The following is a 14,569-nucleotide window of genomic DNA, read 5'->3' on the forward strand; positions in this document are numbered from 1 at the left end:
AATTTCAGACAGATCCCCTATGATACGGTCATGCCATTATCTTTTCCGATTGAGCGTTGGTTGCCCCTAGGCAAAGAGCTCTGGGATCGCAATCAACATTTACGTTTGAGCCAGGTATCGGCCAGTTTGGCCTTCACCACCATTTTGTCCTTGGTGCCGATGCTGACCATTGGGTCAATTCTGCTGAGTCAATTCCCGGCGGTGATTAATCTACGTAATGCCTTTCAAACCTGGCTACTAAAGAACTATTTCCCCGGTGGCATCAGCCAACAAGTATTTAGTTACTTCAACCAGTTCTCAGCCAAAGCCAAGGGATTAACGATTGTGGGCTCTCTGGGGCTGGTGATTACGACGATTCTAACGATGGTGGTGATTGAGCGCGCCTTTAATGAGATCTGGAAGGTCAAGGAGCGCCGACCCTTTCTTAAAAAACTCATCATCTATTCAGTAGCAACCGTGATCGGCCCCATTCTCTTAGGTCTAGGGATTTATCTCAGCAGCGTATTGCTGGGTTCGGCTAGCGGCTGGTTCCCGACCTTATCGGCAGGATTTAAATTCATCAGTACTATCATTCCTAGTCTATTAGCATTCATTGTTTTTGCTCTAGCCTACCGAATCCTGCCCTATGCCCCAGTGACCTGGCGTGATGCGTTTACAGGTGCCGCTTTTGTGGCCGCGGCCTACGAGATCACCAAGTTTGGATTTGCCTATTTCATGACCCAGGCTGCCTTCTATAAAACCGTCTACGGTACCTTTGCAATCGTGCCCCTCATGTTGATTTGGATCTATATCACCTGGTGGCTTACGCTTGCCGGTGCAGTGATTGTGGCGAACTTGCCAACCATTCGGCAAAACCGTCAGCGGGAACAGGCGCCTGCCTAATGCCATAATGATGGTATGTCTGGAAATACCTTAGGTCTTCTATTTACTGTAACCACCTTTGGTGAGTCGCACGGTCCTGCAATTGGTGCGGTGGTGGATGGTTGTCCCCCAGGAATGGAACTATCGGTCGATGATATTCAGGTGGATCTGGATCGTCGCAAGCCAGGTACCTCGCGCCATGTAACCCAACGCAAAGAAGAGGACAAGGTCGAGATTTTGTCTGGCGTCTTTGAAGGTAAAACCACGGGTACCCCCATTTGTTTGTTGATTCGCAATACCGATCAACGCAGCCAAGATTACAGCGAGATCCTACAAACCTTTCGGCCAGGTCACGCTGATTACACCTATCACTATAAATATGGCTTTCGAGACCCACGCGGTGGCGGGCGCTCCTCAGCACGTTTAACCGCCCCCGTGGTTGCAGCCGCGGCAATCGCAAAAAAATGGTTGCGGGAACACTACGGTACTCAAATCGTGGCACATATGAGCCAACTGGGTGAAATTGCCATTCCATTCGAAGATGCAGAAGAAATCGCTCGCAATCCATTCTTTGCCGCGAATGCCAGCATCATTCCAAAGCTCGAAGAGTATATGGATCAATTGCGTAAGGCGGGTGATTCGTGCGGAGCCAAAATTGAGGTTGTGGCTCACCACGTACCGATTGGTTTGGGTGAGCCACTCTTTGATAAGTTAGATGCCGATATCGCCCATGTGATGATGGGTATTAATGCCGTGAAGGGTGTTGAGATTGGCGAAGGATTTGGGGTAGTAGCCCAAAAGGGAAGTGCTCATGGTGATGAGATGCATCCGGATGGCTTTGCAAGCAATAATGCCGGCGGTGTTCTAGGCGGTATTAGCACTGGGCAAGATATTCGTGTATCGATTGCGATTAAGCCGACTTCAAGCATCATGAGCCCGAAAGAGACAGTGGACGTGCACGGTAAACCTGCCACCATTCAGACCAAAGGGCGTCATGATCCCTGCGTCGGAATTCGTGCCGCACCAATCGCTGAAGCGATGTTGGCCTTGGTGCTAATGGATCATGCCTTGCGTCATCGTGCTCAGTGCGGTGATGTCACGGTGAGTCCTCCCGCAATTCCGGGCTCCCGTAGCACCTAAGGATTCATGACAGCGTCTTCGCGTTGGGCCTTCGGGGCCTTTTTCTTTTTGTACTTCGCCTACATTGGCCTCATGTCGCCGTATGCAAGCTTGTATTTTGCAGAGCTCGGATTTGGTGCGCTCGAAATCGCCGCCTTGATGTCGATGTTGCAGGTAACCCGCATCTTGGGGCCGTTCTCCTGGGGCTGGCTCTCGGATTATTTATCCAACCGGGTGGGCATCATGCGCTTTTGTGGCGTTCTAGCGGTTCTATGTTTCTTAGTCATTTTCTATTTAGAACAGTACATCCCATTTTTAATTTGGATGTTTATTCTCCACACTATTCTGAGCAGCATGGTGCCCCTTGGGGAGGCAGCGACTGTACACGCCTTATTTAAAGATGACTCGTTTGACCATCGCTATGGACGGCTGCGCCTATGGGGATCGATTGGCTTTATTGCCATGGTCTTACTCGCTGGTGAAGTATTTCAATGGTGGGGGATTGAAGTCTTTCCATGGTTAGGTCTAGGCGTATTGATTGCATTAGCCATCGATACCTTTTTACTACGAGAACCAAAAATAGAGCGTCAACCCTTGGTGCGCGGGGAGCTTCGAACGGTATTGCGGCGCGTAGAGGTGCGCTGGTTTTTGGTCTCAGCATTTGCCATGATCTTTGGTCATGCTGCACTCTATGTATTCTATTCTCTATACCTTGCAGATTTGGGTTACAGCAAATCTGAGATTGGGTTTTTCTGGACATTGGGTGTGACCGCGGAAGTCATCTTCTTCTATTTTCAGAGTAAGGTCATGTCGCGATATTCGCCAACGAGTGTGTTGCAAGCAACATTCATGATTGCAGTAATCCGCTTCGTATTAATTGGCTACTTTGCAAGTACCAGTCTCTTGATCCTAGCGCAGCTCATGCATGCTGCCACCTTCGCAGCACATCACAGCGCTAGTACCAAATTAATTCAGGGTTGGTTCAGTGGCCCCTTACAAGCTCGCGGTCAGGCACTCTTTACGACGGTTGCCTATGGCTTTGGTGGAACCTTGGGTGGCTTATGCGCAGGTTGGATTTGGGATCATTGGGGTCCCAATCAAGTGTTTGGTATGGCAGCGGTGGCGTGCGCCGTAGCCGGTGTTGCGATTGCGCAGGTTAAAACCAAACAAACTGCTTTACATTCCTGAGTAATTGGGTCCACCGCCCCCTTCAGGGGTAACCCATACAATATTTTGGGTAGGATCTTTGATGTCACAGGTTTTGCAATGCACGCAGTTTTGGGCATTGATTTGGAGCTTGGGCCTACCTTCTACCTCGATGTATTCGTAAACACCGGCAGGGCAATAGCGTTGCTCAGGACCCGCATAAATATCCAAATTAATGGCTACTGGCACACTTTCATCTTTGAGGGTTAAGTGGGCTGGTTGATTCTCCTCATGATTGGTATTGGAGATAAATACCGAGGAGAGTCGATCAAAAGTAATTTTGCCATCGGGTTTTGGATATTCAATCACCTGATGTAAGCGCGCCGGTTCAAGATATTCGTAGTCGGCTTTTTTCTGATGAATAGTCCATGGCACATTTCCACCAAACACTTTTTGTTCAATACCAACCATGAGGGTGCCGAGATATAAACCTTTAGACATCCATGCTTTAAAGTTACGCGCCTGCTTGAGTTCGGTATACAGCCAACTATTTTTAAAGGCACTGGGGTAAGCGCTCAAAATATCATTGGCCCGATTTTCAGAAAGCGCAGACATGGCTGCCTGGGCCGCTAACATACCGGATTTAATCGCTGCATGACTGCCTTTAATGCGGGATGCGTTGAGGTAGCCCGCATCGCAGCCAATCAGGGCGCCGCCAGGGAACACCGTTTGCGGCAAACTATTTAAGCCGCCAGCGGTAATGGCACGTGCACCATAGGCCAAGCGCTTACCGCCCTCGAACGTCGGACGAATCGCAGGATGCAATTTATAGCGCTGGAACTCATCAAAGGGGCTGAGATAAGGGTTACGATAGGAGAGGCCAACGACCATGCCAACTGCAACCTTGTTTTCACCAAAGTGATACAAAAAAGATCCGCCATAGGTCTGGCGATCTAAGGGCCATCCTGCCGTATGAATCACTAAACCTGGGCGATGGTTCTCAGGCGTTACTTCCCAGAGTTCTTTAATGCCAATGCCATAACTCTGCGGATCAGACTCACGATCGAGTTGGTATTTGGTGATAAGTTGTTTACCGAGATGGCCGCGTGAGCCCTCAGCAAATAAGGTGTACTTGGCTCGTAATTCCATACCGAGCTGAAACTGTTCTGAGACCTGCCCATCTTTATGGATTCCTAAATTACCGGTAGCGACTCCACACACCGCACCCTGGGCATTGAACAAAACTTCTGCAGCAGCAAACCCTGGAAAAATATCGACCCCCAGTTGCTCGGCTTGACCGCCCAGCCAGCGCGTGAAATTACTTAAGCTCAAAATGTAATTACCCCGGTTACTGAAACAATTCGGGAGCAGAAGGTGGGGCACCGTAAATGAGCTCGATTCGGTCAAAAAGATGAATTCATCCTGACTAACTGGGGTCTCGAGCGGAGCCCCCAGTGCCTGCCAATCGGGAAATAATTCATTGAGGGCACGCGGATCCATAATTGCGCCCGACAAAATATGAGCGCCGACCTCAGAACCCTTTTCTAACACGCAAACCGAGATCTCGCGACCCTCGCGTTGGGCAATTTGTTTGGCATGGATTGCTGCCGATAACCCAGAGGGGCCACCCCCGACGATCACGAGGTCATAGTCCATGGCCTCGCGCGGGCCGTATTGAGCAAGCAATTCCTCGGTATTCATAGCCCTAGTTTAGTGCTTTTGAGCCACGAATCGGTCATGCCGAGCGGTTATCATTTAGGTGATATGAGATATTGATTGAAGAACGTGAAAGAAAGTTAGGCGAATGAATAAGATATTTCCCAATGCCCGCGCTGCTCTTGAGGACATTATGAAAGATGGGCAAACCATCGCGGTTGGCGGTTTTGGTTTATGCGGTATTCCGGAGGCCCTCATTGCTGCGGTTAAAGATTTGGGGACTAAAAACCTCACGGCAATATCCAACAATGCCGGAGTCGATGATTTTGGATTAGGGATTCTCTTGGCCACTCGGCAAGTCAAAAAAATGATTGCCTCCTATGTCGGAGAAAACAAAGAGTTTGAGCGCCAATATTTGGCTGGCGAACTCGAGCTGGAATTTACTCCGCAAGGTACCCTCGCAGAGAAATTGCGCGCAGGTGGTTGCGGTATTCCTGCGTTTTATACCAAAACGGGTGTTGGAACAATTGTGGCTGAGGGTAAAGATGTGCGTGAGTTTGATGGCGAGCAATACATCCTTGAGCGCTCATTGGTTGCCGATGTCTCGCTCGTCAAAGCATGGAAAGCGGATAAAGCAGGTAATTTGTTGTATCGCTTAACGGCTCGTAACTTTAATCCAGTGGTGGCGATGGCAGGAAAGATCACCGTGGTGGAAGTTGAAGAGATCGTGGAGAACGGCGAGCTTATCCCCGATCAAATTCATACTCCTGGTATTTATGCCCATCGGATTGTGCTCAATCCTCAACCCGAAAAACGGATTGAGCAACGCACGCTTACTAAATAAGCATTCACTTGAAAAGATCATACAGAGGAAATTGCAATGCCTTGGAATCGCGATGAAATGGCAGCCCGTGCTGCAAAAGAGTTAAAAGATGGTTACTACGTCAATTTAGGTATTGGCATGCCCACCTTGGTAGCAAACCATGTTCCCGCTGGGATGGAAGTTTGGTTGCAGTCTGAGAATGGCTTGTTAGGGATCGGACCATTTCCCACCGAAGCACAAGTGGATGCCGATATGATTAATGCCGGCAAGCAAACCGTGACCACTTTGCCAGGGTCCGCTATTTTTTCATCGGCGGACTCCTTTGGAATGATTCGGGGTGGCAAGATCAATATTGCGATCTTGGGCGCAATGCAGGTCAGTGAGCATGGCGATTTAGCCAACTGGATGATCCCCGGAAAAATGGTGAAGGGCATGGGCGGTGCGATGGACTTGGTTGCCGGCGTGAAACACGTCGTGGTATTGATGGAACACGTGGCCAAGAAAAAAGACGGTACCGAAGAAATCAAAATTCTGCCCAAGTGCACCTTGCCATTAACCGGATTAGGTGTGATTGATCGCATCATCACCGATTTGGGTGTACTCGATATCACACCCAAAGGATTGAAGTTGGTGGAATTGGCGCCTGGTGTAACCAAAGAAGAGATTCAGGCGAAGACCGGCGCCCCCATTGATACTAGTGCGGTTCATTGAATAGCGCCCCATTACATGCTCATAAACGTGGGGATGCAAGCCATGCCCACGCGGTAGCTGATCGAAAGCAATCCTTTTTGTGGATTGCTATGTTTTTTACACTTGGATTTGCATGCGTTGAGTTCTTTGCTGGTCTAATTTCAGGTTCCTTAGCACTGATGTCCGATGCCGGACATATGGTGACTGACTCTGCTGCACTGGGTCTTGCTATTCTGGCGCAATACATTGCCAGACGTCCGCCATCTGCCAAGCATTCCTTTGGATTTGGTCGTGCAGAAGCACTTGCAGCTTTTGTGAACAGCTTGGTGATGGTTGGTCTAGTCATATGGATTGTGATTGAGGCCGTGAGTCGCATTCAGGATCCGCACCCAGTGGCTGGGATGACCGTGACGATTGTGGCTGCTCTGGGTCTTGCTGTAAATCTGATCGTTGCTTGGGTGCTGTCACGCGATCAAAAGAGCGTCAATACCCGCGCCGCACTGGTGCATGTGATGGGCGATCTCTTGGGATCGATTGCTGCCTTGGTAGCGGGAGTTGTGATTCAGTTCACAGGGTGGATGCCGATTGACCCCATCTTATCGATCTTTGTAGCGCTCTTAATCCTAAAATCTACGGCAGCCATTCTCAAAGAGTCGTATCACTTCTTGATGGAAGGTGTGCCCCTGCATATTGACTATGTGAAGGTGGGGAAAGATTTAACCCGTATTGAAGGGGTCATGGCGATTCATGATCTGCATGTTTGGGAAATGAGCCCTGGTCATCCCGCATTGATCGCCCACGTGGAGATCAAACAATTTAAGCAGTGGCCGCGGATTCTTGCAAACTTGACCACCATGCTGCGGGAGTCATACGGTATCGACCACATTACGCTGCAACCCGAAGAAGCTGGTAAGCAAGAGCTTGAGTCGCCTCCAGCCAGTGTTGAGCAGGCGCGTCATACCGCCTTACTCAATCGAGACCATCATGGTCACACCGATTATGTGCAATGTACTAGTCCAGCTGGATCGCACCGCATGGCGTTTCATACTTGGGGCGATCCACAGAATCCGAGTGTGCTGTATTGCGTGCATGGCCTATCGCGCCGGGGCAGTGATTTTCGGGCAATGGCTGAGGCCTTGTGCGATCGCCATTTTGTGGTTTGCCCAGATATCGTCGGCCGAGGGGATTCTGATTACTTAAGTAATCCGATGTTCTACACCGTTCCACAATACGTGACCGATATGACCGCCCTAAGCGCTAAATTAGGCGTTCACTCGGTCAATTGGTTCGGAACCTCGATGGGTGGCTTAATTGGTATGGTGTACGCAGCAATGCATGGCAATAGTGTCAAGCGACTATTGCTCAATGATGTCGGACCGCGCATTGAGCCAGCGGCATTGATTCGGTTGGCGAGTTATGTCGGTAAACCATTTTCCTATGTCAATCGTGATGTAGCGATGGATAAACTCAAATCGATTTGCGCTCCCTTTGGCAAGCACACGGATGCCGAATGGGAGCTTCTCAATGGACCCATGCTGATTCAGAAAGATCAGCAGTGGATATTGCACTATGACTCTGCCATCTCAGTACCATTTGCTTCGGTAACCCCGGCCTTAGCTCAAGCAGGTGAGTTAGCCATGTGGCAAAGTTTTCAGCAAATTGAATGCCCCATTTTGATTGTGCGTGGCGCGGATTCGGATTTACTATCGAGGCAAACGGTGGACGAGATGTGTCAATTAAATCCGCATGCAAAGAGTATTGAGATCCCCAATGTCGGTCATGCCCCAGCCTTTATCAAAAAAGAGCAAATTGACATTGCGCGCCAATTCTTTCTATAGTGGCTTATCCGCCAATCACTATTCATTGCCGTGAGTCCAAACGAGTCAGTATTGCCGTTATCGAGAAATGCCATGCAAGCGCTGGAGGGCGATGCCTGGTTTGGTGAGCCTGAGGAAGCTCATTCCGATGCTGTCGCAGAGATTTTACAAACGCTACGTTTGGATGAGGCAAGCATCATTGCTGCTCATCATTTACACAGCACCCTAGGTAAAGAAGCTTTAGTTAAGCAGCTTGGGCAAGATGCTGCCACCTTATTGATTGGTTACCGCGGCCTGCGTCAGGCGCAAGCGAAGCTGATTAAGAACGACGGGCAGTCACGGGTAGCCGGTCAGGAGGAGATCTTACGCAAAATGCTATTGGCATTTGGGAACGATCTTCGGGTGGTACTTATTTATTTAGCATCACGCTTACAAACCTTGCGCTGGATTGCTAAACAACGGTTTTCAGTAAAGCCATCCTGGGCTCAGGAGATCTTGGATATTGATGCGAGTCTCGCGAATCGCTTAGGTATTTGGCAAATGAAATGGGAGATGGAGGATCTGGCGTTTCGGGTTGTAGCGCCAGATACCTATCAAGAAATTGCGGGGCTATTGGATGCCAAACGCGTAGAGCGTGAGCAATTTATTGCCGATGTTATCAAGCGCCTCAATCATGAGCTATCGATTGCTCATATCACGGCTGATGTTCAAGGAAGACCCAAGCACATCTATAGCATCTGGAAAAAGATGCAGGGCAAATCCTTGGAGTTTGCCAATCTCTATGATGTGCGTGCGTTTCGGGTTCTGGTTGATGATGTCAAAGCCTGCTATGCGACTCTGGGCTTAGTGCACAACATTTGGCAACCGGTGCCGAAAGAGTTTGATGACTATATTGCCAGGCCTAAACCAAACGGTTATCAATCCCTACATACTGTTGTGATTGATGAAGACGGGATTGCATTTGAGATTCAGATTCGTACCCAAGAGATGCATCGCCAAGCAGAGTACGGTTTAGCGGCACACTGGCGCTATAAAGAGGGCGCGTATGCCGCGCAAGCAAAAGATCTCGGAACCCATAGTGCTGCAGTAGCCTATGAGCGCCAAATTGCCTGGGCGCGGCAATTAATCTCATGGAAAGAGGATGCCTGGGAACAGCTCAAGCATCATGAGATTGATGATCATATTTATGTTCTCACTCCACTAGGAAAAGTAATCGCTTTGGAGAAGGGTTCGTCGCCGATCGACTTTGCGTATGCAGTGCATACCGATCTTGGCCATCGCTGTCGTGGTGCTCGGATTGATGGAGCGATGGTGCCACTCGATACCGCCTTGCACAATGGTCAAACCGTGGAAATTATTTCGGTGAAGCAAGGTGGTCCTTCCAGGGATTGGCTTAACCCTGAGCGTGGCTATTTGCGTTCCCAGCGGGCGCGGGCGCGGGTGCGTGCGTGGTTCAATGCACTTGATGATGAAGTGAGTCAAGCGCCTACTAAAGTAAGTGATAGCAAGCTCGATAAGAGTGCTGATAAGCCACTTGATAAAAAAGATGAAATACAGATTCGCACGCGCGCGAGTGCAGCCAATCAGCGTGGTGATGTATTGGTCGTGGGAGTGGATTCTTTACTGACGCAATTGGCCAAATGCTGTCGACCGGTTCCCCCCGATCCAATCGCTGGATTTGTGACCCAAGGCCGTGGGGTATCGATTCATCGGCGCAGTTGCAGAACTTTTCGAGGGCTCCTAGAGCGCGCACCAGAGCGTGTGATCCAAACCGCGTGGAGTGCCAAATTAGATCCAGAGCAGGGCAGTAATAAAGAACGTGTTTTTCCTGCCGATTTATCAATCATTGCACTTGATCGCCCTGAACTGATGCGGGAACTCTTTGAGATCACTTCCAAGATTGGTGTCCATGTGATTGATCTCAAAAAATCGGTTCGTAAAGGGGTGGCGCATATTCAATTAACCGTTGAAATCTCGAATGCGGAGGCACTTCGTTTAGTACAAACGGGGCTGGAGGGATTGCGCGGCGTTACCGAAGTGCGCCGGCGGTGATAAACTCTTGATAAATATAGGCTCGTAGCTCAGCTGGTTAGAGCACCACCTTGACATGGTGGGGGTCGTTGGTTCGAGTCCAATCGAGCCTACCAACGAAACAGATCGGATGCGCGTTGTGTTCATAGTGTTTGGGACGAACGCGCATTCTCTTTTATGCATGGAGTGTGTATGGTTGCGGTTACTCTTCCTGATGGTTCGAAGCGCGAGTTTGCTGCGCCGGTGACCATTGCTGAAGTTGCGCAATCGATTGGGAGCGGTTTAGCCAAAGCTGCGCTCGCCGGCTCTGTGGATGGCCGTCTAGTGGACCTGAGTCACACGATCGACCATGATGTGCACTTGGCCATCATTACCGATAAAAACCCCGAAGGCCTTGATATCATTCGTCATTCCACTGCCCATCTACTTGCATATGCTGTTAAAGAATTGTTCCCTGATGCGCAGGTCACGATTGGTCCAGTAATTGAGAACGGCTTTTATTACGACTTCTCGTATCACCGACCTTTCACTCCAGATGATCTCGCTGCGCTTGAGAAAAAAATGCTGGAGTTAGCCAAGAAGGATGAGCCAGTCGTTCGTCAAGTCATGCCTCGCGATCAAGCGGTTGAGTTCTTCAAAAAGCAAGGCGAAATTTATAAAGCCGAGATCATTGCGAGCATTCCGCAAAATGAAGAGGTCTCGCTTTACACCGAGGGCAAATTTACCGATCTCTGCCGTGGCCCCCACGTGCCATCCACTGGTAAGTTAAAAGTATTCAAGCTTATGAAGCTCGCTGGCGCGTATTGGCGCGGTGATAGCAAGAATGAGATGCTGCAGCGGATTTACGGCACTGCTTGGACCAAGAAGGAAGATCAAGATGCCTACTTGCACATGCTCGAAGAGGCTGAGAAGCGCGATCATCGCCGCTTAGGTAAACAGCTTGATTTATTTCATTTTCAGGATGAGGCGCCAGGTCTTGTGTTCTGGCACCCCAAAGGTTGGGCCATTTGGCAAGAAGTTGAACAGTACATGCGCCGCGTTTATCAGCAAGAGGGTTATCAAGAGGTCAAGGCTCCACAAATCCTCGATCGCGGTCTTTGGGAAAAATCTGGTCATTGGGATAACTACAAAGAGAACATGTTCACGACCGAATCGGAGAACCGTGCCTATGCGCTAAAGCCCATGAACTGCCCGGGCCATGTGCAAATCTTCAATTCAGGGTTGCATAGTTATCGTGAGTTACCGTTACGCTTTGGTGAGTTTGGGCAATGCCATCGCAATGAACCTTCAGGCGCACTCCATGGATTGATGCGGGTGCGCGGATTTACCCAAGACGATGGCCACATTTTTTGTACCGAGGATCAGATTCAAGCAGAGGTCGCCGCATTTGACCAGGCGGTTCGAGCGGTCTATCGCGATTTTGGCTTTACAGAAGTGGCTGTGAAATTAGCCCTGCGTCCTGTTAAGCGGGTTGGGGATGATGCCATTTGGGATAAGGCCGAGGCATCGTTGCGTGGAGCACTGAAAGCATCCGGTCAAACCTGGGAAGAGCTGCCCGGCGAGGGCGCTTTCTACGGGCCCAAGATTGAATACCACCTAAAGGATTCGATTGGGCGTTCGTGGCAGTGCGGCACCATGCAGGTCGACTTTTCCATGCCAGCCCGTTTGGGGGCGGAGTACGTGGCCGAAGATAACAGCCGTAAAGTGCCGGTGATGCTGCATCGTGCTATTGTGGGTTCCTTGGAGCGTTTTATTGGGATTTTGATTGAAAACCACGCTGGCGCCATGCCGGTTTGGCTCGCTCCAACCCAGGCAATTGTGTTGAATATTTCTGAAAATTCCGCCGAATATGCCCAAAAAATCCAGCAAATGCTGAAAAAACAAGGGTTTAGAGTGGAATCCGATTTGCGAAACGAGAAAATTACGTATAAAATACGCGAGCACGCATTACAAAAACTGCCTTATTTGCTTGTTGTTGGCGATAAAGAGCGTGAAAGTAATACGGTGGCCGTTCGTGCCCGTGGCGGAATTGATTTAGGGGTTATGCCCGTAGATGCCTTCGTCACCCGACTCCAGCAGGATATTGCCCAGAAAGTCGGACCCGAGCCTAGCTAGGGGGTGTGATGGCTTTTGATTGTTTTTGAGAGAGGAATTAGAAGATCGCTACTGAAAAATTGCAACGCATCAATCAGGAAATTACTGCCCCTGTAGTGCGTTTGATCGGATCCGACGGCAATGTGGTCGGTGTAGTTAAGTTGAATGAAGCCTTGCGGTTGGCTGAGGAAGAAGATACCGACTTAGTCGAGATTGCTCCGAATGCTGATCCACCTGTAGTCCGAGTGATGGACTTTGGCAAGTTCAAATACCAAGAAGCCAAGCGTCAGCACGAAGCTAAGCTGAAGCAAAAGGTGATTCAGGTAAAGGAAGTGAAATTCCGGCCTGGTACCGATGACGGTGATTATGGTGTGAAGCTACGGAATCTGATTCGCTTTTTAGAAGACGGCGATAAAACAAAAATTACGCTTCGGTTTCGGGGTCGCGAAATGGCCCATCAAGAAATCGGTGCAAAGATGTTGGATCGACTGAAGGTGGATTTAGAGCCTTATGGTCAAGTCGAGCAGTTTCCGAAGATGGAAGGCCGACAAATGGTGATGGTCTTAGCGCCCGCCAAGAAGAAGTAAGAGTTTGTAGTTGCAGTAGGTAGTACCAAGTAGCGAATCATCGGTACAGGAAGAGCAGCCGTCGGTTGCCACCGTAATCGCACAGAGAAGAAAAGGGAGCAGTCATGCCCAAAATGAAGACCAAAAGTGGCGCAGCCAAGCGCTTCAAGGTCCGCGCAAGTGGATCAATCAAGCGAGGACAGGCGTTTAAGCGTCACATCCTCACCAAGAAAACCACCAAGAACAAGCGTCAGTTGCGGGGTTCCGCTCCGGTTGCGAAATCCGATGTGAAGTCGATTCGCGCCATGATGCCTTACGCATAAATCTTAGGAGAGCACAATGCCAAGAGTAAAACGTGGGGTTACAGCGAGAGCCCGTCATAAGAAAGTCACCGATGCCGCAACTGGCTATCGTGGACGTCGTAAAAACGTATTCCGAATCGCTAAAGAAGCGGTTATGCGCGCTGGGCAATACGCCTATCGCGATCGTCGTAACAAGAAGCGCGTATTCCGTGCTTTATGGATTGCCAGGATCAACGCTGCTGTGCGTGAACACGATATGACCTATAGCGTATTCATGAATGGCATGAAGAAAGCGTCGATCGAACTCGATCGTAAAGTTCTCTCGGATATGGCCGTGTTTGACAAGGACGCATTTGCCGCCTTAGTCACACGCGTCAAATCTGCTGTAGCACACGCTTAAGTTCCTGCAGCCATGGTTTCTCTCGACCAACTTGTCGAGGATGCCAAACGCGATTTCTCCAAAGCCAGCGACCCCGCTGCTTTGGAGGATGCAAAAGCTCGGTATCTCGGTAAATCAGGACTTTTAACTGAGCGCTTAAAGGCGCTTGGTGGAATGTCGCCTGAAGAGCGCAAAAGCGCTGGCGCGGAGATCAACCAGGCCAAAACAGCCGTCGAAGATGCCTTAAATGCGCGCCGTCAAGCCTTAGCTGATCAAGTATTACAAGCTCGACTTGCTGCCGAAGCGATTGATGTCTCATTACCAGGTCGTGGACAGGCATTTGGTAGTCTGCACCCTGTGATGCGAACCTGGGAGCGGGTTGAAACCATCTTTCATTCGATTGGTTTTGATGTCGCTGATGGCCCAGAGATTGAAACCGATTGGTTTAATTTCACGGCCCTCAATAGCCCTGAGAATCACCCTGCACGTTCTATGCAAGACACCTTTTATGTTGACGGCAAGGATGCGCAAGGTAAACCGCTTTTGCTCAGAACGCACACCAGTCCGATTCAAGTGCGTTATGCAAGTGAGCACGTAAAGCGTTATGGTCAAGACAATATGCCGCCAATCAAAGTGATTGCGCCGGGCCGGACCTACCGTGTGGATAGCGATGCAACGCATTCACCCATGTTCCATCAGGTGGAGGGTTTATGGATTGCGAAGGATGTTTCCTTTGCTGATCTCAAAGGCGTTTACACCGATTTCTTGCGGACCTTTTTTGAGACCGATGCCTTGCAAGTACGCTTTCGGCCATCGTATTTTCCATTTACTGAGCCCTCAGCTGAGATTGATATGGCCTTTGCGAGCGGTAAATTAGCGGGTCGATGGTTGGAGATTTCGGGGGCAGGCCAAGTTCATCCCAATGTATTGCGTAATATGGGCATCGATCCTGAGCGGTATATGGGCTTTGCCTTTGGATCGGGGCTCGAGCGTCTAACCATGTTACGTTATGGTATCGACGATCTACGCCTTTTCTTTGATAACGATCTGCGCTTTCTTGCGCAATTTCCAGCCTAGTTCCCATC

General features: G+C 49.7%; 13 protein-coding genes and 1 tRNA gene. 13 read left to right on the forward strand and 1 reads right to left on the reverse strand.

Annotated features, from left to right (window positions below; genetic code table 11):
- Nucleotides 1-30 precede the first annotated feature (30 nt).
- Genes QUE61_RS03985 through QUE61_RS03995 form a run of 3 tightly spaced genes read left to right on the forward strand, consistent with a single transcriptional unit; the run spans nucleotide 31 to nucleotide 3,168 of the window.
- Nucleotides 31-882 carry a YihY family inner membrane protein gene (locus QUE61_RS03985; RefSeq protein WP_286307864.1) on the forward strand — a complete coding sequence of 284 codons (852 nt, stop codon included), beginning with the start codon at nucleotides 31-33 and terminating at the stop codon, nucleotides 880-882.
- Nucleotides 883-897: 15 nt separating this feature from the next.
- On the forward strand, nucleotides 898-2,001 hold the full coding sequence (gene aroC / locus QUE61_RS03990; RefSeq protein ID WP_286307866.1) for a chorismate synthase: 1,104 nt from the start codon (nucleotides 898-900) through the stop codon (nucleotides 1,999-2,001).
- A 6-nt stretch (nucleotides 2,002-2,007) separates the two neighbouring features.
- Complete coding sequence (locus QUE61_RS03995) at nucleotides 2,008-3,168, forward strand: MFS transporter (RefSeq protein WP_286307868.1); 1,161 nt, start codon at nucleotides 2,008-2,010, stop codon at nucleotides 3,166-3,168.
- Here QUE61_RS03995 and QUE61_RS04000 read toward each other — a convergent pair.
- Entirely contained in the window at nucleotides 3,157-4,827 is a 1,671-nt protein-coding gene (locus tag QUE61_RS04000) for an electron transfer flavoprotein-ubiquinone oxidoreductase (RefSeq protein ID WP_286307870.1), read from the reverse strand. The genes QUE61_RS03995 and QUE61_RS04000 overlap by 12 nt on opposite strands.
- Before the next feature lie 103 nt (nucleotides 4,828-4,930).
- Here QUE61_RS04000 and QUE61_RS04005 point away from each other — a divergent pair, with 103 nt between their 5' ends.
- The 10 genes from QUE61_RS04005 (at nucleotide 4,931) to pheS (ending at nucleotide 14,561) form a co-directional block, all read left to right on the forward strand.
- Entirely contained in the window at nucleotides 4,931-5,626 is a 696-nt protein-coding gene (locus QUE61_RS04005; RefSeq protein WP_286307872.1) for a CoA transferase subunit A, read from the forward strand.
- A gap of 36 nt (nucleotides 5,627-5,662) precedes the next feature.
- Entirely contained in the window at nucleotides 5,663-6,316 is a 654-nt protein-coding gene (locus QUE61_RS04010) for a CoA transferase subunit B (RefSeq protein ID WP_108508268.1), read from the forward strand.
- Complete coding sequence (locus tag QUE61_RS04015; RefSeq protein WP_286307874.1) at nucleotides 6,313-8,133, forward strand: alpha/beta fold hydrolase; 1,821 nt, start codon at nucleotides 6,313-6,315, stop codon at nucleotides 8,131-8,133. Before QUE61_RS04010 ends, QUE61_RS04015 begins: the two co-directional genes overlap by 4 nt.
- Nucleotides 8,134-8,205: 72 nt before the next feature.
- On the forward strand, nucleotides 8,206-10,164 hold the full coding sequence (locus tag QUE61_RS04020; RefSeq protein WP_458574727.1) for a RelA/SpoT family protein: 1,959 nt from the start codon (nucleotides 8,206-8,208) through the stop codon (nucleotides 10,162-10,164).
- An 18-nt stretch (nucleotides 10,165-10,182) separates the two neighbouring features.
- Nucleotides 10,183-10,259, forward strand: a tRNA-Val gene (locus QUE61_RS04025).
- Between the two features lie 76 nt (nucleotides 10,260-10,335).
- Nucleotides 10,336-12,258, forward strand: a complete 1,923-nt coding sequence (gene thrS / locus QUE61_RS04030; RefSeq protein ID WP_286307879.1) for a threonine--tRNA ligase — start codon at nucleotides 10,336-10,338, stop codon at nucleotides 12,256-12,258.
- A 44-nt stretch (nucleotides 12,259-12,302) separates the two neighbouring features.
- Nucleotides 12,303-12,824 carry a translation initiation factor IF-3 gene (gene infC / locus QUE61_RS04035; protein WP_215372542.1) on the forward strand — a complete coding sequence of 174 codons (522 nt, stop codon included), beginning with the start codon at nucleotides 12,303-12,305 and terminating at the stop codon, nucleotides 12,822-12,824.
- A 104-nt stretch (nucleotides 12,825-12,928) separates the two neighbouring features.
- Nucleotides 12,929-13,126, forward strand: a complete 198-nt coding sequence (rpmI, locus tag QUE61_RS04040) for a 50S ribosomal protein L35 (protein ID WP_108508271.1) — start codon at nucleotides 12,929-12,931, stop codon at nucleotides 13,124-13,126.
- 16 nt (nucleotides 13,127-13,142) lie between these two features.
- The gene (gene rplT / locus QUE61_RS04045; RefSeq protein WP_108508272.1) at nucleotides 13,143-13,505 is read left to right on the forward strand and encodes a 50S ribosomal protein L20; all 363 of its coding nucleotides are present in this window, start codon (nucleotides 13,143-13,145) and stop codon (nucleotides 13,503-13,505) included.
- A gap of 12 nt (nucleotides 13,506-13,517) precedes the next feature.
- Nucleotides 13,518-14,561, forward strand: a complete 1,044-nt coding sequence (pheS, locus tag QUE61_RS04050; protein ID WP_286307881.1) for a phenylalanine--tRNA ligase subunit alpha — start codon at nucleotides 13,518-13,520, stop codon at nucleotides 14,559-14,561.
- Nucleotides 14,562-14,569 lie beyond the last annotated feature (8 nt).

Source organism: Polynucleobacter sp. HIN5 (genome assembly GCF_030297555.1).
Taxonomy (GTDB): domain Bacteria; phylum Pseudomonadota; class Gammaproteobacteria; order Burkholderiales; family Burkholderiaceae; genus Polynucleobacter.

Excerpts from the sequence above, each read along its gene's own strand:
- QUE61_RS04005 (WP_286307872.1), top strand. The coding sequence starts at position 4,931 with ATGAATAAGATATTTCCCAATGCCCGCGCTGCTCTTGAGGACATTATG.
- QUE61_RS03985 (WP_286307864.1), top strand. The coding sequence starts at position 31 with ATGCCATTATCTTTTCCGATTGAGCGTTGGTTGCCCCTAGGCAAAGAG.
- rplT (WP_108508272.1), top strand. The coding sequence starts at position 13,143 with ATGCCAAGAGTAAAACGTGGGGTTACAGCGAGAGCCCGTCATAAGAAA.
- QUE61_RS04010 (WP_108508268.1), top strand. The coding sequence starts at position 5,663 with ATGCCTTGGAATCGCGATGAAATGGCAGCCCGTGCTGCAAAAGAGTTA.
- thrS (WP_286307879.1), top strand. The coding sequence starts at position 10,336 with ATGGTTGCGGTTACTCTTCCTGATGGTTCGAAGCGCGAGTTTGCTGCG.
- pheS (WP_286307881.1), top strand. The coding sequence starts at position 13,518 with ATGGTTTCTCTCGACCAACTTGTCGAGGATGCCAAACGCGATTTCTCC.
- rpmI (WP_108508271.1), top strand. The coding sequence starts at position 12,929 with ATGCCCAAAATGAAGACCAAAAGTGGCGCAGCCAAGCGCTTCAAGGTC.
- QUE61_RS04000 (WP_286307870.1), bottom strand. The coding sequence starts at position 4,827 with ATGAATACCGAGGAATTGCTTGCTCAATACGGCCCGCGCGAGGCCATG.
- QUE61_RS04020 (WP_458574727.1), top strand. The coding sequence starts at position 8,206 with ATGCAAGCGCTGGAGGGCGATGCCTGGTTTGGTGAGCCTGAGGAAGCT.
- aroC (WP_286307866.1), top strand. The coding sequence starts at position 898 with ATGTCTGGAAATACCTTAGGTCTTCTATTTACTGTAACCACCTTTGGT.
- QUE61_RS03995 (WP_286307868.1), top strand. The coding sequence starts at position 2,008 with ATGACAGCGTCTTCGCGTTGGGCCTTCGGGGCCTTTTTCTTTTTGTAC.